At 71.7% G+C, this 25,495-nt stretch carries 21 protein-coding genes and 1 pseudogene; 12 read left to right on the forward strand and 10 right to left on the reverse strand.

Going from position 1 to position 25,495, the window contains the following annotated elements; all coding sequences use genetic code 11:
• The coding region (locus QMZ92_RS02365; RefSeq protein ID WP_283295540.1) for a response regulator at positions 1–2,040 on the forward strand (2,040 nt) is incomplete at its 5' end.
• 70 nt (positions 2,041–2,110) lie between these two features.
• Here QMZ92_RS02365 and QMZ92_RS02370 read toward each other — a convergent pair.
• Entirely contained in the window at positions 2,111–4,429 is a 2,319-nt protein-coding gene (locus QMZ92_RS02370; protein WP_283295541.1) for a SpoIIE family protein phosphatase, read from the reverse strand.
• A gap of 118 nt (positions 4,430–4,547) precedes the next feature.
• Positions 4,548–4,814, reverse strand: a complete 267-nt coding sequence (locus tag QMZ92_RS02375) for a DUF6381 family protein (RefSeq protein WP_283295542.1) — start codon at positions 4,812–4,814, stop codon at positions 4,548–4,550.
• A 327-nt stretch (positions 4,815–5,141) separates the two neighbouring features.
• Between QMZ92_RS02375 and QMZ92_RS02380 the strand changes: the two genes are divergently transcribed.
• Complete coding sequence (locus QMZ92_RS02380) at positions 5,142–5,570, forward strand: CBS domain-containing protein (protein WP_283295543.1); 429 nt, start codon at positions 5,142–5,144, stop codon at positions 5,568–5,570.
• Between the two features lie 286 nt (positions 5,571–5,856).
• Here the strand turns inward: QMZ92_RS02380 and QMZ92_RS02385 are convergent, their stop codons facing one another.
• The 4 genes from QMZ92_RS02385 to QMZ92_RS02400 all read right to left on the reverse strand — a co-directional run bounded on the left by QMZ92_RS02385 (position 5,857) and on the right by QMZ92_RS02400 (position 8,380).
• The gene (locus QMZ92_RS02385) at positions 5,857–6,207 is read right to left on the reverse strand and encodes a PRC-barrel domain containing protein (protein ID WP_283295544.1); all 351 of its coding nucleotides are present in this window, start codon (positions 6,205–6,207) and stop codon (positions 5,857–5,859) included.
• A gap of 122 nt (positions 6,208–6,329) precedes the next feature.
• On the reverse strand, positions 6,330–7,226 hold the full coding sequence (locus tag QMZ92_RS02390; RefSeq protein ID WP_283295545.1) for a SigB/SigF/SigG family RNA polymerase sigma factor: 897 nt from the start codon (positions 7,224–7,226) through the stop codon (positions 6,330–6,332).
• 218 nt (positions 7,227–7,444) lie between these two features.
• The gene (locus tag QMZ92_RS02395) at positions 7,445–7,645 is read right to left on the reverse strand and encodes a hypothetical protein (RefSeq protein WP_093661412.1); all 201 of its coding nucleotides are present in this window, start codon (positions 7,643–7,645) and stop codon (positions 7,445–7,447) included.
• Between the two features lie 312 nt (positions 7,646–7,957).
• Positions 7,958–8,380, reverse strand: coding sequence for a DUF350 domain-containing protein (locus QMZ92_RS02400; RefSeq protein WP_283295546.1), 423 nt, complete (start codon positions 8,378–8,380; stop codon positions 7,958–7,960).
• A 443-nt stretch (positions 8,381–8,823) separates the two neighbouring features.
• Here QMZ92_RS02400 and QMZ92_RS02405 point away from each other — a divergent pair, with 443 nt between their 5' ends.
• Together QMZ92_RS02405 and QMZ92_RS02410 are read left to right on the forward strand one after the other, a co-directional pair.
• Positions 8,824–10,032, forward strand: a complete 1,209-nt coding sequence (locus tag QMZ92_RS02405; protein ID WP_283295547.1) for an RNA ligase — start codon at positions 8,824–8,826, stop codon at positions 10,030–10,032.
• A gap of 2 nt (positions 10,033–10,034) precedes the next feature.
• Positions 10,035–10,949 (forward strand): phosphatase domain-containing protein, encoded by a 915-nt coding sequence (locus QMZ92_RS02410; RefSeq protein ID WP_283295548.1) that lies wholly within the window; start codon positions 10,035–10,037, stop codon positions 10,947–10,949.
• A 1,058-nt stretch (positions 10,950–12,007) separates the two neighbouring features.
• Here the strand turns inward: QMZ92_RS02410 and QMZ92_RS02415 are convergent.
• The 3 genes from QMZ92_RS02415 to QMZ92_RS02425 form a co-directional block, all read right to left on the reverse strand.
• Positions 12,008–12,994 (reverse strand): FAD binding domain-containing protein, encoded by a 987-nt coding sequence (locus tag QMZ92_RS02415; RefSeq protein WP_283295549.1) that lies wholly within the window; start codon positions 12,992–12,994, stop codon positions 12,008–12,010.
• Between the two features lie 100 nt (positions 12,995–13,094).
• Positions 13,095–15,353: a xanthine dehydrogenase family protein molybdopterin-binding subunit gene (locus QMZ92_RS02420; RefSeq protein WP_283295550.1), complete on the reverse strand. Its 2,259-nt coding sequence runs from the start codon at positions 15,351–15,353 to the stop codon at positions 13,095–13,097.
• Complete coding sequence (locus tag QMZ92_RS02425; RefSeq protein WP_283295551.1) at positions 15,350–15,895, reverse strand: 2Fe-2S iron-sulfur cluster-binding protein; 546 nt, start codon at positions 15,893–15,895, stop codon at positions 15,350–15,352. Before QMZ92_RS02425 ends, QMZ92_RS02420 begins: the two co-directional genes overlap by 4 nt.
• 253 nt (positions 15,896–16,148) lie before the next feature.
• On the opposite strand from QMZ92_RS02425, the gene QMZ92_RS02430 reads away from it, so the two are divergent.
• The 4 genes from QMZ92_RS02430 to QMZ92_RS02445 all read left to right on the forward strand — a co-directional run bounded on the left by QMZ92_RS02430 (position 16,149) and on the right by QMZ92_RS02445 (position 21,944).
• Positions 16,149–17,702, forward strand: a complete 1,554-nt coding sequence (locus tag QMZ92_RS02430) for an MFS transporter (RefSeq protein WP_283295552.1) — start codon at positions 16,149–16,151, stop codon at positions 17,700–17,702.
• A 454-nt stretch (positions 17,703–18,156) separates the two neighbouring features.
• On the forward strand, positions 18,157–19,812 hold the full coding sequence (locus QMZ92_RS02435) for an amino acid adenylation domain-containing protein (RefSeq protein ID WP_283295553.1): 1,656 nt from the start codon (positions 18,157–18,159) through the stop codon (positions 19,810–19,812).
• A complete protein-coding gene (locus tag QMZ92_RS02440) occupies positions 19,809–21,140 on the forward strand; it encodes an FNR domain-containing protein (protein ID WP_502961975.1) in 1,332 nt (443 codons plus the stop codon). Before QMZ92_RS02435 ends, QMZ92_RS02440 begins: the two co-directional genes overlap by 4 nt.
• Positions 21,141–21,161: 21 nt before the next feature.
• On the forward strand, positions 21,162–21,944 hold the full coding sequence (locus QMZ92_RS02445) for an enoyl-CoA hydratase-related protein (protein WP_502961976.1): 783 nt from the start codon (positions 21,162–21,164) through the stop codon (positions 21,942–21,944).
• Positions 21,945–22,000: 56 nt separating this feature from the next.
• Here QMZ92_RS02445 and QMZ92_RS02450 read toward each other — a convergent pair.
• Positions 22,001–22,174 (reverse strand): annotated as a pseudogene (locus QMZ92_RS02450) (YihY/virulence factor BrkB family protein); the annotation flags it as partial.
• A 56-nt stretch (positions 22,175–22,230) separates the two neighbouring features.
• Between QMZ92_RS02450 and QMZ92_RS02455 the strand changes: the two are divergent.
• From QMZ92_RS02455 to QMZ92_RS02470, 4 genes are all read left to right on the forward strand, one after another.
• Positions 22,231–22,515 (forward strand): hypothetical protein, encoded by a 285-nt coding sequence (locus QMZ92_RS02455; protein WP_283295555.1) that lies wholly within the window; start codon positions 22,231–22,233, stop codon positions 22,513–22,515.
• A 408-nt stretch (positions 22,516–22,923) separates the two neighbouring features.
• The gene (locus tag QMZ92_RS02460) at positions 22,924–23,151 is read left to right on the forward strand and encodes a DUF5133 domain-containing protein (protein ID WP_283295556.1); all 228 of its coding nucleotides are present in this window, start codon (positions 22,924–22,926) and stop codon (positions 23,149–23,151) included.
• Positions 23,152–23,326: 175 nt separating this feature from the next.
• Positions 23,327–24,331, forward strand: coding sequence for an AraC family transcriptional regulator (locus QMZ92_RS02465; RefSeq protein ID WP_283295557.1), 1,005 nt, complete (start codon positions 23,327–23,329; stop codon positions 24,329–24,331).
• 480 nt (positions 24,332–24,811) lie between these two features.
• On the forward strand, positions 24,812–25,456 hold the full coding sequence (locus QMZ92_RS02470) for a ScbR family autoregulator-binding transcription factor (RefSeq protein WP_283295558.1): 645 nt from the start codon (positions 24,812–24,814) through the stop codon (positions 25,454–25,456).
• The last annotated feature ends 39 nt before the right edge of the window (positions 25,457–25,495 follow it).

Consider the following 25,495-nt stretch of genomic DNA (forward strand, 5'->3'; position numbering starts at 1 on the left):
TCCCTGCGCGCCACCACCCGCGCCAACGAGGAGCAGGACTGGCTCAAGACCAATCTGGCACGGCTCGCCGGGCTGATGCAGAGCAGCCGCGACCCCGTCCAGGTGGCCCACGTGATCATGGAGGAGCTGCCGCCGCTGGTCGCGGCCCAGTACGGGGCGTTCTTCCTGGCGGCGCCGGCGGGCGAGGGCGCGGGCGGGAGTACGGGGGCCGGAGCCGGGACGGGCGAGCGCGCGGACGACGGAGAGCGGACGGGGGAAGACGAAGGAACGGACGCGGGCGAGGGGGTGGCCGGTATCGAGCTCGTCAGGATCGCCTCCTACGGGGCACCGCCCGCCGGCCCGTCCGAACCGCCGACGCGCTTCCGGCTCGGTGAGTCCCTGGTCGGGCAGGCGGCGCTCAGCCGCCGCACCATCGCCGTCGAGGACCTGCCGCCCGGCTATCTCACGATCTCCTCCGGACTCGGCGCCGGTCCGCCGGGGGCGCTGATCGTGCTGCCGATCCTCGTCGAGGGCCAGGTGCTCGGCGCCGTGGAACTCGCCTCGCTGCGGCCCTTCTCCGGCCTTCACCGGGACTTCCTCGACCGGTTCATCGAGACGGTCGGCGTCATCGTGAGCTCTCTGATCGCACACGCCCGGACCGACGAACTGCTGGAGCAGTCCCAGCTGCTCACCGCCGAGCTCCGCGCCCGCTCGCAGGAACTCCAGGTGCGGCAGGAGGAGCTGCAGAGTTCCAACGCCGAACTCGCCGAGAAGGCGGCCCTGCTGGCCGACCGCAACCGCGACATCGAGCGCAAGAACCTGGAGATCGAGCAGGCCCGGCAGGAGCTCGAGGAACGGGCCAAGCAGCTCTCCCGTACCTCGATGTACAAGTCCGAGTTCCTCGCCAACATGAGCCATGAGCTGCGCACCCCGCTCAACAGCCTGCTCATCCTGGCCCAGTTGCTCGCACAGAACCCCGAGGGAAACCTGACGGAGAAGCAGGTCGACTACGCGGAGGTCATCCACTCCGCCGGCTCGGACCTGCTCCAGCTGATCAACGACATCCTCGACCTGTCGAAGGTCGAGGCGGGGAAGATGGACATCCACCGCGAGCCTTTCGCGCTGGGCCAGTTGCTGGAGTACGTCGAGATGACCTTCCGGCCCCTGGCGTCCGAACGCGAGCTGGAGTTCCGGGTCGTCACCGCGCCCGGGGTACCCGCGGAGATCACCACGGACGAGCCGCGGCTGCGGCAGGTGCTGCGCAATCTGCTGTCCAACGCCCTGAAGTTCACCGAGCGCGGCGGGGTCGAACTGCGGGTCCAGAAGGCGGCCGACGACGAACTCCCCGAGCGGATGCGCGGCATGTCGGTGGTCGCCTTCCGGGTGCGGGACACCGGCGTCGGTATCGCGCCCGAGCACCTGGACACCATCTTCGGAGCGTTCCAGCAGGGTGCCCTCGCCACCGGCCGCCGCTACGGCGGTACCGGACTGGGCCTCTCCATCAGCCGTGAGGTCGCCCAGCTCCTGGGCGGGGTGATCGTCGCCGAGAGCCGGCTCGGTGAGGGCAGCGAGTTCACCTTCTACGTCCCCATCGGCGTCGGCCTGCCGCGCGGCCCGGACTCCGGCGCCCCGGAGGGATCCCTCGAGCCCGGCGGCGACGCCTCGGCCGCCCACCGCGGATCGCTCGCCGGACGCGTGGTGCTCATCGTCGACGACGACGTACGGAACGTGTACGCGCTCACCGAGATCCTGGAGGCGGAAGGGGTACATGTGCTCACCGCCGCCGACGGGCGCTCCGGTATCGAACTGCTCACCGCCCACCGGGAGGTGGACCTCATCGTGATGGACGTGATGATGTCCGGTATGGACGGCCACACGGCCACCGCCGCGATCCGCGACATGCCGGGCTTCGCCGATGTGCCGATCATCACGGTCACCGCGAAGGCGATGCCCGGAGACCGGGCCAAGAGCCTGGAGTCCGGGGCGAACGACTACGTCACCAAACCCGTCGACGCCCACGACCTGGTCGAACGCGTGCACCACTGGCTCGGCCGCGACTGAAGCGGTTCGGACCCGGGCGGGCGCCACGGCCCGGCCCGCCCGCGAGCCGCCGGGCGGCGCCTCCGGGGTCTCAGGACACCCGGACGACCACCAGGCTCGTGTCGTCGTCGGTGTCTCCGGTGACCGCCGCCAGCAGCGCGTCCGCCTGCTCGTCCAGACCGGCGGGGGCGAGCCGCTCCACCGCCCGCCGCAGCCTGTCCAGACTCTCGTCGATGCCGGTGCGGCGGCTCTCCACCAGCCCGTCCGTGTACAGCATCAGGGTGTCCCCGGGCTCCAGCCGCGTCACCGTCTCCTGGTACGCGGCCGCCGGGACCGCGCCGAGAAGGATGCTCCTCGGCGGTTCGAGCAGGTCGGCGGCTCCCTCGCGGAGCAGCACCGGCGGCAGGTGACCGGCGCTGGCCCAGCACAGCGAGCGGTCCGACGGGTCGTACAGGCCGCAGACGGCGGTGGCGGTCGGATGCCCGTGCGTCTGCAGCGTGACCTCGTTGAGCCAGGCCATCAGCCGGCCCGGGGTGTGCCCGGTGAACGCAAGCCCGCGCAGGGCGTTGCGCAGCGCCACCATCCCCGTCACCGAGTCGATGCCGTGCCCCGCGATGTCCCCGGTGACGACGAGCACCCGGCCGTCGGGCAGCGGCAGTACGTCGTACCAGTCGCCGCCCACCCGGTACTCCTCGGCGGCCGGCCGGTAGCGGGCTGCCACCTGCAGACCGGGCAGCAGCTGGAGTTCCGGCACCTCGGGGACGATCGCCTGCTGGAGCTGGAGGACGAGCTGGTGCCGCAGCGCCGCCTGGGTCTGTGCGGCGGTCAGCCGGTCGAAGGTGGCGCTCAGCGCGATCTCGGTGTGGTGCTGCGCCGAGACGTCCTGGTACACGCCCGTGATCCCGGTGAGGACGCCGCCCGTCAGCAGCGGTTCCGCGGCGATCCGCAGATGCCTCAGCCCGCCGTCCTCGCGGACCGCCCGCACCACGGTGTCGGTGCCCTCCCGGCGCTGTGTCAGTTCCATCAGCAGGTCGTTGAGCTTGCCGGTGTCCTCGCGGTGCAGATGCGGGGCGAGCCGCCGCAGGGGCACCGGGGAACTGCCCGGCTCGAGCCCGAAGATCCGGAACGCCTGCTCGCTCCACCGGGACTTCCCCGTGATCAGGTCGTCCTCGAACGCGGCCAGGTTCTCCAGCCGGCCCAGCACCCGGCTGAGGGAGAGTTCGGGATTCGTGGCACCGTGCCAGAACACCACCGTACGGTCGGGGCCGACGGGGAGCACCCGTACGTCGTGCAGCGGGTCGGGGTCGCCGGGCCGGTGCTCGACGGGCACCCGGGCCACCCGCTGCGGCGCCGCCGACTCCCGGGCCGTCCGTGCGAGCCGTACGAGGTCGGCGTGCATGGCCGGAAACACCTCGGCGAGCGGCCGGCCGGCGGGACCGTGCACATGGCGGGCCGAGTCCAGCGCCGGCCGGTTGAGGTGCTCGATGCGCAGGGTGCCGCCCTCCGGGTCCGCGCGCAGAGCCATGGCGGGATGCGTCAGCAGATCGAGCAGCGGGGCGAGTGCCCCGGGATCGGGGGTGCCGGGAGCGCCCGCGTCCAGGATCCGGGCGGCCGGTACGGCCAGCCCGGTCAGCGACCGCCGGACGGGCTCGTCCAGAGCCGCTGGGCCCGGCCAGTCGACCAGGGCGAGCCCCGTCACGACACCGCGCTGCCGCAGCGGCAGCACCGCCCGTGCGGAGCCGGGCGCGGGGCCCGGCAGCGCTTCGGCCGCGGACGTGCCGTCGGGCAGCCACAGGGGTGTTCCGTCGTTCAGCACCCGGTGCAGGGCGCTGCCCGCGGCCGGTGGCACCCAGCGCCAGTGGGCCGCCTCCAGCGAGTTCGCCCCGGCCTGACCCGCCAGTCGCAGGCAGTCCGTCTCCGTGCGGCGGAACAACCACAGTGCGCGGGCGCCGAGCGGGCGCATTCCGCCGTTCAGCAGGGTCGCCGCGATCTCGTCGACCGTGCCTCCCGTCTGCGCCGCCGCCTCGGCGGCGGCCTCGACGAACCGCGCCTTGCGGCCCTTGGTCCGCTCCTCGTCGGCCTCGTCGGTGCCGTCCGCTGTCCGCGGGTCGGCGCTCCCCTCGGACGCCGGACCGCCGGCCGCCCCGGACGGGCGGATGGCGCCGTTGACGACGTCGGCGGCGATGTCCTCCGCGCCGACGTTCATGGTCTCGGCCAGCTGGGCCAGGTGGTCCATGGCCTCGCCGGGGCTGAGGGAGTGCCGCGCGACGAGCACACCGCAGGCCAGGTCCAGCAGATGACGGCGGGCGACATCGCGGCGCAGTACGGCGAGTTCGGCGGTGAGCTGCGTGACTGCGTCGACCAGCGGGTCGGGACCCGGCTCGACCGGTTCCTGCTCGGACATGGTCATGTCGTCTCCAGCGTGACGAACCGGATTCTACCCGTGCACAAGGCCCCGGGCTCCGGGTCGCCGGGTGGCGGCCGGTCGCCGGACCCGTCACCGGGTCCGGCGACCGGCGCCTCGGCGGTCAGGTGTCACGCGGCCGCTCGGGCCGCCGGCCCTGCGGCCTTCTGGAGCCGTGCTGCTGGGGCCGGTACGTCTCCTGCCTCGCGTGTACCGGCGACCTCTCCTCCGAGCCTTCGCCGGTGTCGCACTGGCGGCGCAACTCCTCCGCCCTGCGGTGCAGTCGTTCACGGTGTTCTGGGTCCTTGCAGCGCTCCGCGCCGCGGGTGAGCTCGTCGGCCATGAACCGGAGCTCCTCCGACGTCCTGACCGGTTCGCGTGCTGTGCTCATGGCTCCTCCTTCCGGGCCCGGACGCCTGACGCCGCCGGGCCAGGGGCCATCTGCCAGGCAAACACGGCGGGGCCGCCGGCGCATCCGCACAACGTCACCCAGCGTGACGAACGGCCTTCCAACCGGGATGTTCCTTCCTTCCTCCCTCCCTCCCGGCCGGCCGGCAGCCGGCGGGGACGGAGGGAGGGACCCGTACGCGCGGTGTCGGTGCCGGGCCCCTACGAACGGCGACTCCGTCAGCAGGCCATGGACCTCCCTTCCGGCGCTTTCCGGTATATCCGGGAGGAACCCGGGCAGGCGCGGTGTGTCAGGGAAGGGAGCCGAGTCATGACACAGCTGGTGAAGGACGTGATGACGGCCGGAGTGCTGACGCTCCCGCCCGAGGCGTCGCTCGTCGAGGCGGCCCGGTTGATGCGTGACATGGACGTCGGGGATGTCATCGTCGCGGACAGGGACCGGTTGCTCGGGATGCTGACGGACCGGGACATCGCGGTGCGGTCGGTGGCCATGGGACACAACCCGCACATCATGCCGGTCCGGTCCGTCTGCACTCCGGACGTTCTCACGGTCCGCCCGGAAGTGGACGCCTCACACGCGATGAGGGTCATGAGGGATCACGGGGTGCGCCGGCTCGCGGTGGTGGAGGACGACGGCCATCCGGTCGGCGTCGTCAGTCTGGGCGACCTCGCGAGGGCACGTGAACCGGGCTCCGCCCTCGCCGGCATCAGTTCCGCGCCGCCGAACAACGGCGCCTGAGCCAGGCGGTCGGTGAACCACGGGCCCCGCGGCCCGGCGCAGGTGCCGCGTCGGGAGACGCCCCGTGCCGGTGGCGGTGTGGCGTCGGGGACGGAAAGCCGAGGACGGAGGGGAGCAGACCGGCCCGGCGCCCGCGGTGCCGGGCCGGGGCCCTTGTGCCCGCGGGCCGCGCCGCCGCGGAAGAGGAGTGTCGCCGCGCCGCCGGCCTCGGGAGCCGTCCGGATCGGCGGCCCCGGGTCCCCCGCGGATCCCGGCTCCACGGGCGCCACCCGGCCGAACTCGTACGTCACAGGTGCCAGTTCGCGTAATGCTGCTCGATGAGCCGGACGGTGGCCGCGTCGCCGTCGTACCGCCCCCGCTCGAAGTCCGGGGCTTCCTTGATCTGCTCCTTGGAACAGTTCAGGTACACCACTTCCCGCTCCCGGTCGATGCGCGGCACCACGCCGGCCGGGATCAGCTTGTGGTGGCCGAAGATCCAGGGGCCGGTGTCCACGACGATGTAGCAACGCCCCACGTCCTCCGAATGCTTGTCGATCTTGCCGATGGACCCGTCGGTGGCCTCGACGCGGTAACCGACGAGTTCCGCGCCCGGTGCGTGTCCTGAACCCTCGGGGAAGCCCCACATGCCTGCGCCCATGGCGTCGTCCTTTCTCCGGGGTGCGAGTCACGGCAGGGGTGCCGGTGACTCGCCCGGTCCTGCGGAGCGCACGGCCGGCAGGCGGCCCGAGCGCGCGACGGCGCCACCTCGACAGCGTGGCCTCAGTGTCGCGGCTCTCCGTGCTCCGGTGTGCCGTCCTCGGCGAGCAGCGCCGCGCGCAGCTCGGTCAGGACGCGGGCCAGGAGCCGGGACACGTGCATCTGCGAGATGCCCAGCCGTTCGCCGATCTCGGACTGGGTCAGGTCCTCCCCGAACCGCAGGGACAGGATGGTGCGTTCGCGTTCCGGTAGCCGGGCGATCAGCGGCTTGAGGCACTCCAGGCACTCGATGACGTCCAGGGCCGGGTCCTCGTGGCCGAGTCGGCGGGCGAGGGGGCTCTCGTTCTCGTCGTCCTCGAGCGGCTCTATCGAGCGGGCGACATAGCCGTTGGCGGCCTGCTGGCCCTCGACGACCTCCTCCTCGGTGAGTTCGAGGTGGGCGGCCAGTTCCGCCGCCGTGGGGGCACGGCCCAGATCCTGTTCCAGCGCGTCGTACGCCTTGGCGAGGTCCAGCCGGAGCTCCTGGAGCCGCCTCGGCACGCGTACCGCCCAGCTGGTGTCGCGGAAGAAGCGCTTGATCTCGCCGACGACGGTGGGCAGTGCGAAGGAGGTGAACTCGACCTCGCGCTGGACGTCGAAGCGGTTGATCGCCTTGATCAGGCCGACCGTGCCGACCTGCACGATGTCCTCCATCGGCTCGCTGCGGCCCCGGAACCGGGCGGCGGCGTACTTCACGAGGCTCAGATTGAGTTCCACCAGCGTGTTGCGGACGTACGAGTACTCCGCCGAGCCCTCCTCCAGCGTACGGAGCCGCTGGAACAGAGCGAGGGACAGGGCACGCGCGTCGAGCGCGCTGACGGTCCGGAAATCCGGGATCTCCGGCAGATCGTCGAGCGCCGCCGGCCGGCTCGGCAGGGCGGCGCCGACGTCGGGGTCACGGGTGATCGGGAAGCTGGACATGAGCGTCCTTCGACGGAAGGGAGCCGGCGCCACCGGATGTGGCGGGACCGCCGGTCGGGCTCTGTCGGCCTGATACCCAAATGTACCTATTTGACGCATTCGACGTTCGGGCATCGCCGAGGGGATGCCGTGAACGCCCGAGAGGGGGCGATCCGCCTACGCACGGTCAGCGTTCGCCGACCGTGCGTGGCGGCGGGCGAGGTGAACGCGGCCCGCCGTCAGGGCAGGTAACGCTCCAGCGCGGCGGCACCCTTCTCCGCGATCTCCTTGCGGGCGCGGGCCACGTTTTCGGGCGTGCACTCACGGCCGGACGCCATCACCAGATCCTCGGGGTCGAAGGGCCGTTCCGATCCGGTGAAGAGCTGAACCGGCCGCTGCCTGCTCTCGGGCTGCTGCTCTCCTGTGTTGTCCTGCTTCATGATCTGCCTCCGGGCGACTCCCGTAGCTGGGGACTGAATACCAGCATCACGCGGTATCCGGCGCGGTGCAGCCCGGCAGGCGAAACCGCCCGGGAACCCGGCCCGTTGTGAGCGGACGGTCACACCGCGCAAGGGGGCGGCGTGCGCGGTCCGGTCCGAGGGAGTTCCGTCCCCGCCGGGACCGTACCGGCCCGGCGGTGTGAGGCCGTCCGGGCGGTCGCGAAGTGGGTCCCCACCCGGGTCGGGCAGCGCGAGGGTGGGTCCCTACCCGGGCCGGACCGCCGGACGTGTGTCCCCGCCGTCGGCCGGGCGTCAGGCGATCGACGCCGAGACGATCGCGGCGACCGCCAGGTTGCACGACGCCGTGACCCAGACCGCCGGGTGCGGTTCCGGCTCCACCAGCGTCGCCCCGAGCTTGCCCGGGGTCACGAGGTCGACGACCAGGAAGGCCACGGCCATCAGCACCAGCCCCAGCACGCCGAACGCGGCCGTCGACGCCAGCCCCTTGGCGAAGTCGTCGTACGTCGTCCAGATCGAGGTGAAGACGATCCCGCCGATCCCCAGCAGCGCCGAACTCAGCAGAACCGCGGCGTTCCGGTTGCGCTCCTCCCAGATGAGGCGGCCGAGCTTGCCGGGCGTCAGTACGTCCACCAGCACGATGCCGAGGACCAGCAGCACGACGCCGAGGGCACCGTAAGCGGTGGCCCGGCCGAGTCCGTTGACTATGTCCGTCATGGGGAAGGCAGTCTCCGTCGTCCGAGAATGATCGTGGTCAAGGCGCGGCAAAATGTATCGCACGCGCATCGCGGCGGCGACGGACTCGGGCCGGAGGACACGGGCGGAGAACGCCGCACCGGTGGTGCCGGCACCGCGAACAGGGGGCGGCGGAGCCCGACTCGGACGGCGCACCCGGGCCCGCGGCCCCGGAGGTCCCGGGCACCGACGTGGCCGGCAGGCGCGGCGCCAGGGGCCCGGAGCACCCGCGCCAGGACAGGGAACCGACCGGGCCGTGGGCCGCGCCCGTTCGACGGCCGCCCCGCGCAAGACGTCGCAGGGGCCCGGCCCCGCCGACGCCGACGGGGCCGTGACCTGCGTCTCCGCGGAGGTCGTGTGCGCTAATTCAGTACGCAAGTACGCCTTCCGCAGCCGAGAATCAAGGCTCACGAACGGGAGGACGCATGAGCCGGGCGAACCTGACTCTCCATGAGCTGCTGCCGCCGCAGGAACTGGCGGCGGCCATCGACGCGGGGCACGTGACCCGAAAGGGTCACCCCCGGCTGCCGCTGTCGATCTACACGTACACGAGGACGTGCCAGTACGAGCGGGTGTGGAACCGGGTGACCACACGCTGCCGCGGTCTCGTCGCCGACGACGAGACCGGCGAGGTCGTGGCCCTGCCGCTGCCGAAGTTCTTCAACGTCGGCGAGCACGAGGCCGGTCTGCCCCATGCGCCCGCCCTCCCGGACGAGCCGTTCGAGGTGTACGACAAGGTCGACGGAAGCCTCGCCGTGGTGTTCCACTACGCGGGCCGCTGGCACGTCGCGTCCAAGGGGTCGTTCATCAGCACCCAGGCCACCTGGGCGCAGCGGCTGCTCGACGGCAGGGACACGACCTCGCTGGTGCCCGGAGTGACCTACCTCGCCGAGATCCTGTACCCGCAGAACCGGATCGTCGTCGACTACGGGGACCGCCGCGACCTGGTGCTGCTCGCCGCCTTCGCCAAGGACGGCCGCGAGGTCCCGCTGGACGAGGCCGCCGTCGGCTGGAAGGCCATCGGCTCCGTCGTGACCGTGTGGCCCGCCGTGCCGCTCGCCGAACTCCTGGCGCTGGCCGAGTCCAACCGGCTGCCCGGTGGCCGGACTGTCACCGGTACCGACGCCGAGGGATTCGTGCTGCGATTCGCCTCCGGAGTCCGTGCCAAGGCCAAACTCGCCGAGTACGTACGGCTCCACAAGGTGCTCACGGGCGTGACGGAGCGGGACGTCTGGCGCGGCCACGGCATCCAGCGCTTCGCCGGCCGTCCGGTCAAGCAGCTGGCCCAGGCACTCAACTGCTCCGCAGCCGACATCGAGGCGTCCGGCGGCAGGCCCCTGGACGCGCTGCTGGAACAGGTGCCCGACGAGTTCGACGCCTGGGTGCGGGAGGTGATCGTGCGGATCGACGCCGAGGTGGCGGAGCGCGAGCGCGCCATTGACGAGGCGTACCGCTCCATCGCCCATCTCACCGGGGACCGGGGCGCGTTCGCGCGTGCCGTGAAGACGCTGCCCGACCCCGCGGTGCGACCCGCCGTGTTCCAGCGACTGGACGGCCGTTCCACCGAGCTGATGACGTACCGGTCCGTCCGGCCCGAGGCGTCCGACCCGTTCACATCCGACGAGGAGAACTGAAAGTGCCCGTAGTACACGTCATGACCGGCCTGCCGGCCTCGGGCAAGACCACCGCCGCCCGCGAACTGCAGGCCGGTGCCGAGGGCAGGATGCGCCGCGTCAACCTCGACGACCTGCGGCGGATGCTCGACGTGCCGGCACCCGAGCGCGGCCGGTCGCACGCCCACGAGCAGACCGTTCTGGCGATCCAGGACGCCGCGGTGCGGGCGGCCGTGGAGGGCGGCTTCGACGTCGTCGTGGACAACACCCACCTCACGCCCCACATCCCGAAGCGGCTGAAGGCGGCGGTCGCCGGGCAGGCGACCTTCGTCGTGCACGACTTCACCGGCGTACCCGTGGAGGAGTGCGTCCGGCGCGACGCCGGACGGGAGCGTGGGGTGGGCGAGGAGATCATCCGGATCCTCGCCGAGAAGCACGTCAAGGCCATCAGGGGCGGTTGGCGGCTGACCGCGGAGTGGCTGAACGACGAGCCCGCTGTCGAGCCGTACGCCGCCGACCCCACGCTGCCGGCGGCGGTGATGTGCGACATCGACGGCACCCTCGCCCTCCGGGGCGACCGGGGGCCCTACGACTTCACCCGCTGCGAGGAGGACCTCCTCAACGTGGCGGTGCGCGACGCCCTCGGCTCCTTCCGCCGTGCCGACGGCGATGTGATCGTGCTGCTCTCGGGCCGCGGCGAGGAGCACAGGGAGCGGACGGAGGCATGGCTGGAGCGGTACGACGTGCCCTACGACGAGCTGTGGATGCGCGCGGCGGGCGACCACCGGCGCGACGACGTCGTCAAGGCCGAACTCTTCGACCGCCACGTCCGCAGCCGTTTCGCGGTACGCGTCTCGCTCGACGACCGCGACCGTGTCGTGGCCGTCTGGCGGCGTATGGGCCTGCCGACCTGGCAGGTCAACTACGGCAGCTTCTAGTACTCCAGTGCGGCTTCGTGCTCTATCCGGTCGGTTCGTCGGCGGAGGGTCGTCGGCAGTGGCTGCGGCGGGCTGTCGCCTGGTGTTGTCGCCGCCAGTGGACCAGTGCAGCAGCTTGGCCGCTGACACTGCCGGCGTGTTGAGGACGGCGGCGAGTAGGTGTCGGATCTCCGGGACGGTCAGCTTGATCGGAGGGTGACCGCGGGTGAGGTGGGCCGGTGGGGCGGGTCGCTCGGGCGCCGAACTGGCGGCGATGGGCGAGGAAGACGCCGACCTGGGAGTCCTCGATGCGCCCCTCGGTGCCGGTGTACTGGCGTTGCATTCCCGCCGAGGCGTCCCCCTTCTTCATGAGTCGGGTCGGGTACGGGACGCCGTGCACCGTTTCGGGTGTCGGTCTTCCCGTCCCCGCCCGCCGAACCGGACGTGCCCGTAGGTCGAGCAGCCGGCTCTCCACGTGATCCGGTCGGTACCGCTCGGGGCGAACCTGCTGAAGACCGCGACGCCGTAGGGGTCCGTGTCAGGGCCGCCGTTGTCGCTCTTGCACAAGTCGGCGTCCACGTCCGGCATGGGCTCGAACCGGGCGGAGTTGGTCGAGCTCCGCGCCCGTCCCATCGTCTGCAGGCGCGTCAGGATGGCGTGGTACTGGCCGGGACAGCCCTCGTTGAGGGAGATGAAGTCCGGTTCCGTTCCCGGTAACTCACCGAGCCGACGGTCGCATCCACGAGGCCGTTGTCGACCGACCCGAAGTCGTTCGCGTGACCGGCGATGTTCCAGTGCCAGACTTCGTATGTCGCCGTTCCGGTATCGACGGCCGAGCCAGCGGGTGCCGTCCACCGGTGAGGTCCAGCAGCGTGGCGAGCACCAGTACGAAGGTGCGGAGTCTCAGCAGGAACCCTCCAGAGCGTCGGCGGTCCGAATCTTGCGGCAGCCGATTCTCGCGAGGTGATCACCCTGGTCAAGCAGCCGCTCTCGGCGGACGCCTCATCCAAATCCGAGTGGCCGTCAAGTCCGATCTTCCGGCGCCCGGCGGCGACCGCCGCCGACGACGACGCGGCCGTTCAGTCCCCTTCGCAGAGGTCGAGGAGTGTGGCGACGCACGTGTCGCACGCGAGCGGGACCTTGTAGGCGTTTCCCGGAACGGTGCGCGCCGCTGCCAACTCCGCGGACGCCGCCGCGGCGAACGAGTTCGCCGTCGCGGGAGCGCCCCGCAGGGCGCTCTCAGCCCTGGTGGCCCGCCACGGTACCGGCGCGATGCCGCCGAACGCGACTCGCACGTCGCGGACCGTGCCGCCCTCCAGATCGAGCATCACGGCGACCGAGACGAGCGCGAAGGCGAAGGACGCCCTGTCCTGCACCTTGCGGAAGCCGGAGCGGGCCGCGGGCGCCGGGGGCGGCAGGTCGATCGCCGTGATGAGTTCCCCGTGCTCCAGCCTCGTGTCCCGCTCCGGCGCGTCCCCGGGCAGCCGGTGCAACCGGGTCAGGGGCATCCGACGTGGGCCTGAGGGCCCCAGGGTCACGACGACGGCGTCCATGGCGCACAGCGCGACCGCCACGTCGGAGGGGTGCACCGCCACACAGTGCTCCGAGAACCCCAGGACCGCGTTGTTGCCCGTGAATCCGCTCAGGGCCGAACAGCCGGAGCCGGGCTCCCTCTTGTTGCACGGGGTGTCCAGGTCCTGGAAGTGGACGCACCGGGTGCGCTGCATCAGGTTCCCGCCCATGGTCGCGGCGTTGCGCAACTGTGCCGAAGCCCCCGACAACAGCGCCTGGGAGACCGCGGGATAGCGTTCGTGCACCGCCGGATGGGCCGCCAGGTCGGCGTTGCGGACCGTCGCCCCGATGCGCAGCCCCCCGCCGGGAAGTTCGTCCACGGTGTCCAACGGCAGCCCGGTGACGTCCACCAGCAGGTGGGGCCGGACGATCCCCAGCCTGAGTTGCTCGACGAGATTCGTCCCGCCGCCCAGGAACGCCGCGCCCGGACGGGACGCGACGAGTGCCACGGCCTCCTCTGCCGTGGCGGGGCGCGCATAGGCGAAGGGTCGCATCACCTGCCTCCCCGCCGGACGGTTCCCGGGCCACCACGTTGTGGCGAGGGGAGGGGCCGGCCGACGGGGGATCCGCGGTGCACTCCCCGCCGCCGCCCGGTCATGGCTGGTCCGGTGACCGGGGCGACGAGACCATCCCCGGCCGCACGGCCGGCCCCATCGTCTCGACGAGGCGCCGGGGGGTCAGCGGCAGGTCACGGAACCGGTGGCCAGTGGCGTGGTGCACCGCGTTGGCGATCGCGGCCGCCGTTCCGACGATGCCGATCTCGCCGACGCCTTTCGCCCCCATGGGGCTCGTGCGGAAGTCCTCCTCCTCGACACAGACGGCATCGATGCGGGGGACGTCCGCGTACGTCGCGACGCGGTAGGCGGCGAGATCCCGGGTGAGGAAGTGCCCGCGGTCAGGATCCAGGACGCCCTCCTCGCAGAGGGCCATGGAGACGCCCATGACCATGCCTCCGATCAACTGTGACCGCGCGGTGGTGGGGTTGATGACACGGCCCACGGCGAAGACACCGAGGAGGCGGGGCACCCGTACTTCCTTGGTGGCCCGGTCCACGGTGACCTCTGCGAACTGCGCACCGAACGCGTACTGGGAGAAGGCCCGCGGCGGAGCCAGTTCGTCGAAGGTGTCTGCGGAGGCTTCGACGCCGCCTGGCGGCAGGTGGCCGCCAAGCCGCCCGATCTCGGCGCGCAGCGCCTCGCACGCCCGCACCACGGCCGTTCCCCAGGAGGTCGTTCCGCTGGAACGCCCGGCCCAACTCGCCGACGGGTAGGAACTGTCGCCGAGTTCCACGGCGACGCGATCCGGCGGAACGCGGAGCGCGTCGCCGGCGATCTGGGCCAGCACCGTCCGGGCTCCCGTGCCGACATCCGCTGCCGCGATACGCACGATGTAACGGCCGTGGCCGTCGGCGTGCACGGTCGCCCGTGAGGGAAACCGGTACTGCGGAATGGTCGACGCGGCGACGCCCAGGCCCACGAGCCGCCGCCGGTCGCTGAGCCGCGCCCGCAGCCCCTCGCGCTCCGCCCAACCGAACCGTTCCGCGCCCAGGCGCAGGCAGGCGGCCAGGTTCCGGGAGCTGAAGGGCCGTCCGCTGTGCGGATCGACCGGTGTGTCGTTGCGCAGTCGGAGTTCGACGGGGTCGAGTCCGCACGCCTCGGCGAGTTCGTCCATCGCCGACTCCAGCGCGAACATCCCCGGGCACTCACCGGGCGCGCGCAGCCAGGTCGGGGACGGGACGTGCAGTCGGGCACACCGGTGGCTGGTCTCGCGGTGGGGCGCCGCGTACATGGTGCGGGTGGGGGCGGCGGAGCACTCGGAGAAGTCCTTGATCACGGAGGTCTGCTCGAAAGCCGTGTGGGAGACGGCCACCAGGCGCCCGTCCGGGCCGGCCCCGAGGCGGACCCGCTGGATCGTCGGAGTCCGGTACCCCACGACGGCGCTGAGCTGCTCCCGGCTGAGGGCGGTGATGACCGGTCTGTGCACCACCCGGGCCGCCAGGGAGGCCAGGACCAACTGGGCGCGCGGCGCGGCCTTGGAACCGAAGCCCCCACCGATGTGATGGGCGAAGACCCGCACGCGGTCGGGCCTGATCCCGAAGAGGCGCGCGAGGACGTCACGCGTTCCCGTAGGCCCCTGCGTGGTGTCGTGGACGGTCAGGTACCCGTCGTGCCAGTACGCCATCGACGCGTGCGGCTCCATCACGTGGTGGTGGTACGGGGGCGTGCTGTACACCGCCTCCACCCGCACGGCAGAGCGCAGCAGCGCTGCCTCCGGGTCGCCGTGCACGCAGTCGGTGGGGAACCACGGACCGTGCTGCGGGGGCGGGTGCAGCGTGGGTCCGTCGGTGCGCAGGGTGAGCTCGTACGGACGGGTGGTGTAGTCGACGCCCACGTGCCGCGCCGCCTCCCGGGCGAGCTGCGGGGACTCGGCGACGACCGCCGCGACGAACTGCCCCCGGTAGGCGACACCGGGAGACTGGAGCAGGGCGAGTTCTCCGTCGTCCGTCCTGCGCAGGCGCGGGCAGTTGGCGAAGTAGATCACGGCCATCACACCCGGAAGGGCGAGCGCCCGCTCGGTGCGGACGGCCCGCACGCGCCCGTGGGCCACCGTCGCCGGAACCGCCGCGACGTACGCCGCTCCCGGGATCCTCACGTCGCCGGTGTAGCGCGCGCGGCCGGTGACCTTGTCCCGGGCGTCCCGCCGCGGGACGGAGACCCCGATCGAGCGCTGCACCGGAGCCGCCGCTTCCGAGGTGGCCGCGGGCGCCGGGCCGGGTAGCCGGGTGCCGGCGACCGGCAGCGCCCCGCTGCGGGCGAGTTCGGGGCCGGGGTCGCTGCTCCGGGCGCCCGTCATGGGGCCGTTCCCCTGATCGCCGCGACGATGTTCTGGTAGGCCCCGCATCGGCAGAGGTTGCCGCTCATGCGCTCCCGGACCTCCGCGTCGGAGAGTTCGGGGGCGCCGGTGGGGCGGTCCGTGACGGCGCTCGGCCACCCCCGTGCGACTTCGTCCAGCATTCCGACCGCCGAGCACAGCTGCCCGGGCGTGCAGAAGCCGCACTGTAGCGCGTCGTACTCCACGAAGGCCCGCTGCAGAGGGTGGAGTTCCGCTCCGGCGAGGCCCTCGACGGTCACCACGCTGGCGGTGTCACAGGTGACGGCGAGCCTCAGACAGCTGTAGACCCGCCGGTCGTCGACCAGCACGGTGCAGCAGCCGCACTGCCCCCGGTCGCAGCCGGCTTTCGCCCCCGTCAGGCCGAGCCGGTCGCGCAACACGTCCAAGAGGGACATCCTTGTGTCGATGGTGAGCTTCCGGGCCTCACCGTTGACGAGCAGGGCGACGTCCACGCGGACCGGGGGGCCCGCGTCGGGCTCCGGGAACGTCTGCGCGTGTGCCATCGGCGGCCTCCGGAATGGATCGGCCCCGGGGACGATGCGTCCGTGCGACCGCGGTCCGCGCGGTCCGGGGCTCGCCCCCGACCTGGGCGTCCACCCTCCTGCTTCGCACACTATCCGCGAACCGCCGGCGGCGCATCGGCGGACGCCCGGCCCGTCCGAGTTCCGGGCCGAGCCCTCCCGGCGCCGTCGGCACCACCGGTCCCGGCGACGGCCATGAGGTGCACGGCGACGTGGCCCATGCTGTGATGGGCCGGTGAGGCGCTTCCGTGCGATCACCCGGCGGCAACGCAGGATGATGGCCCTGGCATGCATCACGAGCTCCGTACTCTTCTCCAGCGCCCCCGGCATCACTCTCGCCCTGCCGACCATCCAGCGCGATCTGGACGCCAGCACGTCCACGCTGCGCTGGATCGTGATCGCGGCCCAGCTTCCGCTCTGCTGCCTGGCGGCGGCCGCCGGGCGCCTGGCCGACCTGCTGGGTTACCGCGCCGTGCTGCGCACCGCCCTGCTCGGCTTCGCCATCGCCTCCGCCGTCTGCGCCCTGGGGCCCACCGGCTCCTGGTTGATCTTGGGCCGGATCCTCCAGGGGACCGCCGTGGCCCTGGCCGCCCCGCTGGGAGTCGCCCTGCTGGCCAGGGAAATCCCGGTCCGTATGCATGGCTGGGCCCTGGGCACGCTCGCTCTGTCGATCACCGTGACCAGCACCGCGGCCCCCTACCTCGTCGCGGCGCTCACCGACTTCGCCGACTGGCGATGGGGCTTCGGCGCCTACGCGGTCGCCGGACTCGTCCTGTTCGTACTGGCCGGGCAGGAGCGCTACGGCACGGGCGGGAAGTCGGTGTCGGTGCCCATGGACTGGAAGGGATTCCTCACCCTGACGGGCGGACTCACCCTGGTGGTGGTCTCCCTCGAGAGAGTGGCGGCCTGGGGGCACCGGGACCTCACGGCGCTGCTGCTGTTCCTCGCCGGTGCCGTCGTTCTCCTGGCGTTCGTCCTGGTCGAGAGGGCCGTGGCGGACCCGCTCATCGACCTCCGGATGTGCCGGCGCCGCAACGTGGTCGCCGCGGGTGGCGCCCTGGCGCTGGCCCAGTGGGCGAGCCTGGTGTTGTCGATCTACCTGAGCTTCTATCTGCAGCAGGTGCTCGACTACAGCGCGCTGCAGGCCGGGCTCGTCGTCCTGCCCGGGTACCTGGGGCCGCTCCTCCTGCCCAGCCTGGTGGGGCGGTTGCACGACTACGCGCCCACCTGGTGGACCGTCGTCAGCGGAGCCCTCCTGGGTGCGGTGTCCCTGCTACTGATCGCCCGGGCCGTCGCCCGGGGCGACATCGTGATGCTGGTGCTGGGGCTGCTCGCCTTCGGCTGCGCGGCACCCCTGGTCTACACGCCGGCCAACAGCCTCGCGTTGTCCTCCGTGCCGGCCTCGAGCTACGGGCTGATCAGTGGCTTCACCACGACGGCCCGCCAGCTGGGCGGTGTCCTGGGCCTGGCCGTCTCCGGGATGGTCTTCTCCCAGGCGCAGGCGGACAAGCGTGCCCGGCTCACCCGTGTGGGGGGACTCGATTCCGTGCAGCGACGCGATCTGGACAGCTTGGTCTCCGACGGCGAGCGGGGCCGCCGCCTGTTGGACTCACTGCCCCGACCGTCGGCGCAGGCCGTCCTCGACATCGCGAACGGCGCCTACACCCAGGGGTTCCTCGTCGCTCTCCTGGCCACGGCGGGTCTGCTGACCCTCGGTTCCGTGAGCATGCTGGTGGCCCTCCGACACCGTATGAGCGGTCCGGTCCAGGATGCGGGCGACCTCCGCTGAGCAGGGCGTGCATGCGTGTCCGGGCGCCTGGATGGTGCGAGGCGCACGTGCCGCGACAGGTTCCATCCGCGCAGACGTGGACGCGCACGGGGTCCTCCTGCTCTTCGGCTGCCTCGGACGACTGACCATGGACACGCCGAGGCCCGGCGGGCATCCGTGGCCTGCAACTTCTCACGTTCAGGTGACTGCCGGCGCCGGTTCCCAACGGCAGGCCGCCTGCTCGTCTACGCGGCCGGTGACCGGCCGGCGCCGGCTTGGTCCGTCCACCGCCCTGCTCCGTACGGTGCTCCCTTCGGGCGGCTCGACCGTGCACGGCGGCCGGCGCGACCCTTACGGAAGTCTGACGCGATGCCCATTTCCGCCTTCGTCGAATGATCGGACTGGTGTTCTCTCCGGAGACGCGTACGGCCGCCGCCACTGCGTCCCCGACCGTTCCACGCTCCGGGAGTTCGAGATGACCGAGCAGCTGTCCCTGCGCCCCGCAGTACCGTCACAGGCGCACCGTACCGCCGGTGCTCCTCCCCGCGGTCACCGTCCCCCCGACCCGGACGCCCGGCAACGCCCGTGGGGTCCGACCTCCCTCGCCCATCTACCGAGGGACCAGCGGTGGCTTCTCCAGCAATTCGGCCAGGGGCCCGCCGCAACACCGTCGCACCCCTGTATCCACCATCCGGTAGAGGAATTCGCCGCGGCCCGGCCTCACGCGACGGCCGCCGAGCACGAGGGCCGGACCCTGACCTACGGCGAGCTGGACGCACGGGCCAACCGCCTCGCCGCGCTACTCACCGAGCACGGCGTGCGCCCCGGCGACCGGGTGGGACTGTTCCTGCGGCGGTCGCTGCCGATGCTGGTCGGCATCGTCGCGGTGCTGAAGACCGGTGCCGCGTATGTGCCCCAGGACGCTGAGCAGGCCCCAGCCGCACAGGTGGAACACGTGGTCCGAACCGCCGGCATCACGGTGGTGCTCACCACATCGGCCTACGCAGAGAAGCTGGCGGTGCCGACGGGGACCCGACTGGTGTCCGTGGACCGGATGTTGGAGGAGCCGCTGCCCCCGTACGCCTCGGGGTTCCGGCCGCTGCGTCCCGTCCAGCCCGATGACGTCTGCTACGTCCTGTTCACGTCCGGCACGACCGGCCGCCCCAACGGCGTCGCCGTCACCCATCGCAACGTCTGCAATCTGCTGCTCACCGCGCCGGGGGACCTAGGGATCAGGCCCGGCTGGCGGGTCGGCCAGATCCTGAACATCGCCTTCGACATGGCCGCGTGGGAAATCCTCGGAGCGCTCGCCCACGGGGCGACCCTGGTCGTGCGCGGTACCGACACCACGGCGGCAGTGCGTGACGCCGACGTGATCATCGCAACGCCCAGTGTGCTCGCGACGATCGACCCCGGTGACTGCGCGCGGATACGCGTGGTGGCCGTGGCGGGCGAGCCGTGTCCGCGCACGCTCGCCGACACCTGGGCACGTCGCTGCACCTTCTACAACGGTTGCGGTCCGACGGAGACGACCATCGTGAACACTCTCCAACGGCACTGCCCCACCGCGCCGTCGCTGACGATCGGCCGCCCCACACCCAACAACACCGTCTACATCCTCGACCCGCGGGGGCGACTCTGCGCCCCGGGTGAGGTCGGCGAAATGTGGGCGGGCGGTGACGGCGTGTCCGCCGGGTACCTCGCCGCCCCGGACCTGAACACCGAGCGCTATGCGCCCGATCCGTTTCTGGGCGGCTCACGGCTGATGTTCCGCACCCGCGACCTCGGACGCTGGACCGCCGAGGGAGAGCTGGAGCACCTGGGACGTACCGACGACCAGGTCAAGGTTCGCGGCTTCCGGGTGGAGCTGGACGCGGTCTCCGCCGTGCTGGAGACGCTGCCCGGCTGCGAACGGGCCGTGACCCTCAAGACCGACGACCGCACCTTGATGTCCTTCGTGACGCCCGCCGCGGTGGACGCGGAAGCGGCCCGCGCGGCCGTCGCCGACGCACTGCCCTACTACTGCGTACCCGCCGTCGTTCACCGTCTGTCACAACTGCCGCAGACCGATCGCGGCAAGGTCGACAAGGCGGCGTTGCGCCGACTGGCAGGAGAGGGCGGCACTTCATGACGTCCTCCGCCTCGCCCACGCGGGCACGCGGTCAGCAACACGACCCAGCCTCCTCGTCGGAGTCCGCGGCCGGCCTTCCGGACCCACTGCCGCCGCTGCGCCGCATGCTCAAGCATCCGCTTCTGATGCACTACAACCGACTGATCGCCTTGGTCGTACTGGTCAATCTGATCGTCGCCGGAGCCGCCGCTCCCGGCGGGATCGACCCGCGGACGTGCGCCGACGCGGTACTGGTGAATCTGGCCCTCGCCGTCCTGATCCGGCAGCAGTACGTCATCAATGCGCTGTTCCGGGTGGCCACCGCGGCCCCCGTCTCCTGGCCGCTGCGGCTGCGTTGGACGCTCGGCAAGGTCTACCACTTCGGGGGCCTGCACGTGGGCGGCGCGCTGTGCGGCACCGTGTGGTTCACGACGCTGCTGGTCCAGCTGGCCGTGCAGGGCGCGGACCCGGCACTGCTGGCCGTCTCCTACGCCGTGGCGGTCCTGCTGGGCGTACTGGTGGTCACCGCGCTGCCGCCGGTGCGCGGCCGGTTCCACAACGTCTTCGAGCGGATCCACCGATTCGGCGGATGGGCGGCTCTCGTGCTGTTCTGGTGGCACACGCTGCTGCTCGTGCACGGGGACGGCCGTTCCGCGTTCACCGCTCCTCAGACCTGGTTGCTCGCGCTGGTGACGTTCAGCGTCGCCCTGCCGTGGCTGCGTCTGCGCAAGGTGCCGGTGTCGGTCAAACGGCCGTCCTCCCATGTGGCGCTGGTGAGCTTCGACCACGGGCACACCCCGTTCGCCGGCTCGTCGACGGCGATCAGCCGCCGTCCGCTCTGGGAGTGGCATTCATTCGCGAACGTCCCCGCTCCCGGGCGCAGCGGCTTCCGCCTGACCGTGTCGCGAGCCGGTGACTGGACCGGTTCGTTCATCGACGAAGCCCCGGAGCACGTCTGGGTCAAGGGCATCACCACGGCGGGGGTCGCGAACATCGAGACGCTGTTCACGAAGGTGGTGTACGTGGCGACCGGCAGCGGGATCGGTCCGTGCCTGCCGCACCTGCTTGCTGCCGAGGTCCCTGCCCGTCTGGTGTGGGTCACCCGGTCGCCACGGGAGACCTACGGCGACGCCCTGGTCGAGGAGATCCTCACGGCACAGCCGGACGCCACCGTCTGGGACACCTCCGCCCGCGGCAAGCCGGACATGGTGCGGCTCGCCTACGAGGCACGGCAGGAATGCGGTGCCGAGGCCGTTATCTGCATCTCCAACAAGCACGTGACCTGGAAGGTGGTCCACGGTCTGGAACGCCTGGGCATCCCCGCCTACGGCGCGATCTGGGACTCCTGACCTGATGAAGGGAAGTACACCGTGAACGAACGGAACCTGCGCCACATCGTCGTCCAGCGGGACGGGGCCGTGGTCACCGTCCGTCTGCACCGCCCGGCCGTTCGCAACGCGTTGAACAGCGCGCTGCTGGACGAACTCCTCGGTACGCTCGCCCCGCTGGACGGGGATCCGGACGTCGGGTGCTTCATCGTCACCGGGTCCGACGGGGTGTTCGCCGCTGGCGCGGACATCGCGGAAATGGCCGACCGGTCCGCCCCCGAGATGGCGGAGGAGGACTACTTCGCCCGGTGGGAGGAGTTCGCCGCCCTGCGGACCCCGAAAGTTGCCGCAGTGGACGGCTACGCCTTGGGGGGCGGCTGCGAACTGGCGATGATGTGCGACATCGTCATCGCATCCGACCGGGCGGTGTTCGGGCAGCCCGAAGTCCTGCTCGGTGTCATGCCCGGCATCGGCGGGACCCAGCGGCTGACGCGTCTGGTGGGTCGGGCCAAGGCGATGGACCTCGTCCTCACGGGGCGTCGGATGAGTGCCGAGGAGGCCGAACGCGCCGGTCTGGTCTCCCGGGTGGTGCCGGCGACCGACCTGACAAGGGAGGCCGCCGAGACCGCCGCCACCGTGGCCGGTTTCGGCCGGGCTGCGGTGCGTGCGGCCCGCGAGGCCGTGGACCAGTCCCTGGAGGTGGGGCTCAGTCACGGGTTGCGTTTTGAACGCCGCTCCTTCCACGCCCTGTTCGCGACCGAGGATCAGAAGGAAGGCATGCGGGCCTTCCTCCAGAAGCGCCCGCCCACCTTCACCGGTCGCTGACGGGTCTCCCCGGTGCCCGGCTCGCTCCGGGCCAGGCGTACCCCGCCCGGGAGCGATCACCCTCCCACCCGGCGCTCGTCCTCCTCGCTCCACGCCGAGGTGTCCCGGGGCTCGACGTACGGCTCCGCGTCCGCGGGATGACCGCCGGCGATCGCCCGCTGACGCGCGAGCTCGGCGTCGAACTCCAGCCCGAGCAGTACGGCGAGGTTGGTGATCCACAGCCACACCAAACTCTCCCGCCCTACACCGAGGGGAGTGGCACCGGCTGGCGGACGCATGCCGGTCGGTGATCAAGGAATCGTTCGCCGCCTACGAGCACGCAACGAAACAGGCCGCGCGAGGCGGCGACCCGAAGGCGGTCGCGTGGAGCGAGGAAAGCACCCAGTGGATGCCGCTGCACCAGGGACCCGCGACGGCGGCGGTGCTGGGCAAGCAGGTCCGCGAGTCCCGCAACCGGCCGGACGCGGTGCAGGCGGCCGAGGTGGCGCGCTGGCGCGAAGTTCGCGGCATGTCCAAGCGGGCGTTAGCTGTTGCTGGCCATGAGGTTGGTGTCGCTGCTCGTCGGTGTTGACCTTCGAGTTGGTTGAAGGTTGATGATGGCGCGGTGCCAAATGATGAGCTGATGCCAATCGGTGCCTTCGCGCAACGCAGTGGCCTGACCTCCAGCGCGTTGCGGCGCGTACCCTCCCGTTCCGCGTGTACCCGCCGGACCGGGCCCCGACACGGTGCGGCGTCCGCGGGGACGCCCCCCGCACCGGGGCGTCCCCGTCCGTGCCCCGGATGACACGGACGGGGACGACCGTACAGCCGGCGGGCAGCGGCTGTACGGTAAAGGGAACTGCTTGCCGCGTGCGGCCGGTGACCGCGGAGGGCACTGGTCGAGCCGGTTTTCGGCACGCCTTTCCGGGCGCAGGTCGCGGCAGGTACCAACCGCGGCACCCCGGGTGGTGGTCCTCCGGACGAAGCGAGGCGACTTTCGATGTTGATGGCACACCCTGCGGTCCTGGACAACCTCGTGGAACAGTACGAGACGCTCCGGCTCCTGCACGCCGAGAACGGCAGCGAGCCCGTGCGCCGGCGCATGGAGGACGTGGCGTACACCCTGTGCGTGTCCACGGGAACGAGCGACGTCGACGCGGCGCTGATCGCCGCGCGCTTCCATCTCCCGGGCGCGCGCCCGGAGGACGACTCGGTGCTCCCCGCCTGACCGCATCCGGCGAATGGCCACCGGCCCGGTCGTCACCGGCCGGAAGCCCACGAGCCCCCGGATCGCCCGGCACGGGGCGTCGGCGTACCGTCGGAAGCGAGGGCCACGGGCTCGCCTCCCCGTCTGCCGCGGTCGAGGTGGGACGGGGCAGCCCGGTGAAGTGAGGCGAAACGCGATGAGTGCCAACAGCCGTGACGACGTGGTCCGCAGTGTCTTCTCCACGACCGATGCGGAACGGGGCAGGGCGTATCTGGCCTCCGCCTACGGTGCGGACATCCGAATGGGAGCGCCGACGCCGTCCTTCCGCGCGCCGTTCCGGCACGAGCGGCGTGCGATGCCCGAACTGGCGCTGGACGCGGTGCGCGTTCCGGCGGGGGCACACTACTTCCTGGAACCCGCGCGGTACCTGCTGGTGACGCAACTCCTCTCCGGGCGCCAGGATGTCGACTGCGCCGGAACCGACACCGGATGGCTGCCGGGGGACGTGATGCCCGCCGGCCGGCCCGACATTCCCCACCGCACGCACGCCGACCACGTCGAGGCACGCACCGCGCGGATGGAGCCGGAACTGCTGCGCGACGTCGCGGGCCTGGGCGAGGAGGAGCCGCGCGAGCCGATGCGGATGCCGCGGTCCCAGGAGCCCGCGCCCGCCGAGCAGGCCGCGGTCTGGCAGGCCGCGACGCGCCGGGCATGGGATCTGCTCGGCGAGGACAGCGCCGCCGGTACTCCCCTGTCGCGCGACGCGGCGGCCCGCACGGTCGCGGCGGTGGCCCTGTCGATGTTCCCGAACAGCTACACCGAGCACGACCCACTGGCCTCCGGGACCGGCAACGTCGGCGAGGCGACGGTGGACCGGGCGGCACAGTACATCCACGACCACGCAGACCGTCCGATCACGCTCACGGACCTGGCCACCGCGGCGGGAGTCTCCGCCAGGACCCTCCACGACGGCTTCCGCCACTTCCACGACACGACCCCCATGGGCTACCTGCGCCGGGTGCGCCTGGAACGTGCGCACCGCGAACTCCGGACGGCGGAGCCGGGGGAGGGCGAATCGGTCGAGACGATCGCCGCACGCTGGGGCTGGGGCGACCCGGGCGCCTTCTCCGCGGCGTACGGACGGGTCTACGGGACGGCCCCTTCGCAGACGCCGACAGCCGCGGGGCTCCTGCACGCCTGACGAGAATCGATCCCTGTCGTGGGGGCGGGGCGGCGTCTCCACTCCTTCGCGGACGGAGTCCCGGGGACGTCGTGGAGGCGGTGCTGCGGGCACCGGACTCGGAGCACATGCGGCCGGGCACTCCACCGTCAAGTGCGGGCGCCTCGGGCCGCCGCCTGCAGTCAGTCTGGTCGGGCGAACCGGAATCCCCATGCGACCGCGGGGACGCCGATGGGAACGGTCGGGGGAGTGTGCTGTTCGCGAAGGAATTGTGACGGTGTGTGGTTGTGTCGTGAGCGCTACCGACTTGTGCGGGGCGGAGTCGCCAGGCGAAACGGCCGTAGGCCAGCGGTTGCACGGCTCGAGGAATGTCCACCATCGCTCGACTGGCCCCGAGGTGGTAGCACGCAGTAAGATACGTGCCTGCGGGTTTGTTTTTGGCCTCCTGGAAACAGCACGGTCCGCCGGAACCAGGCGGCGGCAGGCAAGAGGGGAGTCCGTATGGCGCAGCAGGAGCGTGCGGTCAGGACGAGGCAGGCGATTCTCGAGGCCGCGGGCGCGGTCTTCGCGGAACGGGGATACGGATCGACGAGGATCTCCGACGTCTACCAGCGAGCAGGGATGACGAAGGGGGCCTTCTACTTCCACTTCAGTTCGAAGGAGCAGCTGGCCCAGGAAGTCCTGGACACGCAGATGGTGAGTCAGACCGGTCATCTGCCGGGGTACGCACGTGAGGTGAAGCTGCAGGAGGCGGTGGACTCGGCTCTGCTGGTCGCCCACCGGCTCCACTTCGACAGTCTGCTGCAGGGCAGCATCCGGCTCTCCATCGACCAGGGCAGCGACCTGGACCGCCGGCCGCCGTACCAGGCCTGGGTCGACTTCCAGACCGAGGTGCTCAGCGAGGCGAAGGAGCGCGGCGAGCTGCTGCCGGACGTCGACGTGAGGATGTACGGCGAACTCCTCGTCGGTGTCTTCTCCGGCGTCCAGATCATGTCCGGAGTGATGACGGGGTGGGAGGACCTGGAGGAACGCATCGCGAACCTGTACTCGATCCTGATGCCCTTGATCGCCACGCCGGAGACTCTCGCGGAACTGGACATCTCCCCGGACCTCGGCCGGCGTCTGATGGCGGAGCGCGGGGCCTAGTGCCCGCGTCAGCCGGGGTTCGGCCGGGCGAACCCCGCC

Origin of the sequence: Streptomyces sp. HNM0645, assembly GCF_030056615.1 — a bacterium.
GTDB classification, from domain to species: domain Bacteria; phylum Actinomycetota; class Actinomycetes; order Streptomycetales; family Streptomycetaceae; genus Streptomyces; species Streptomyces marianii.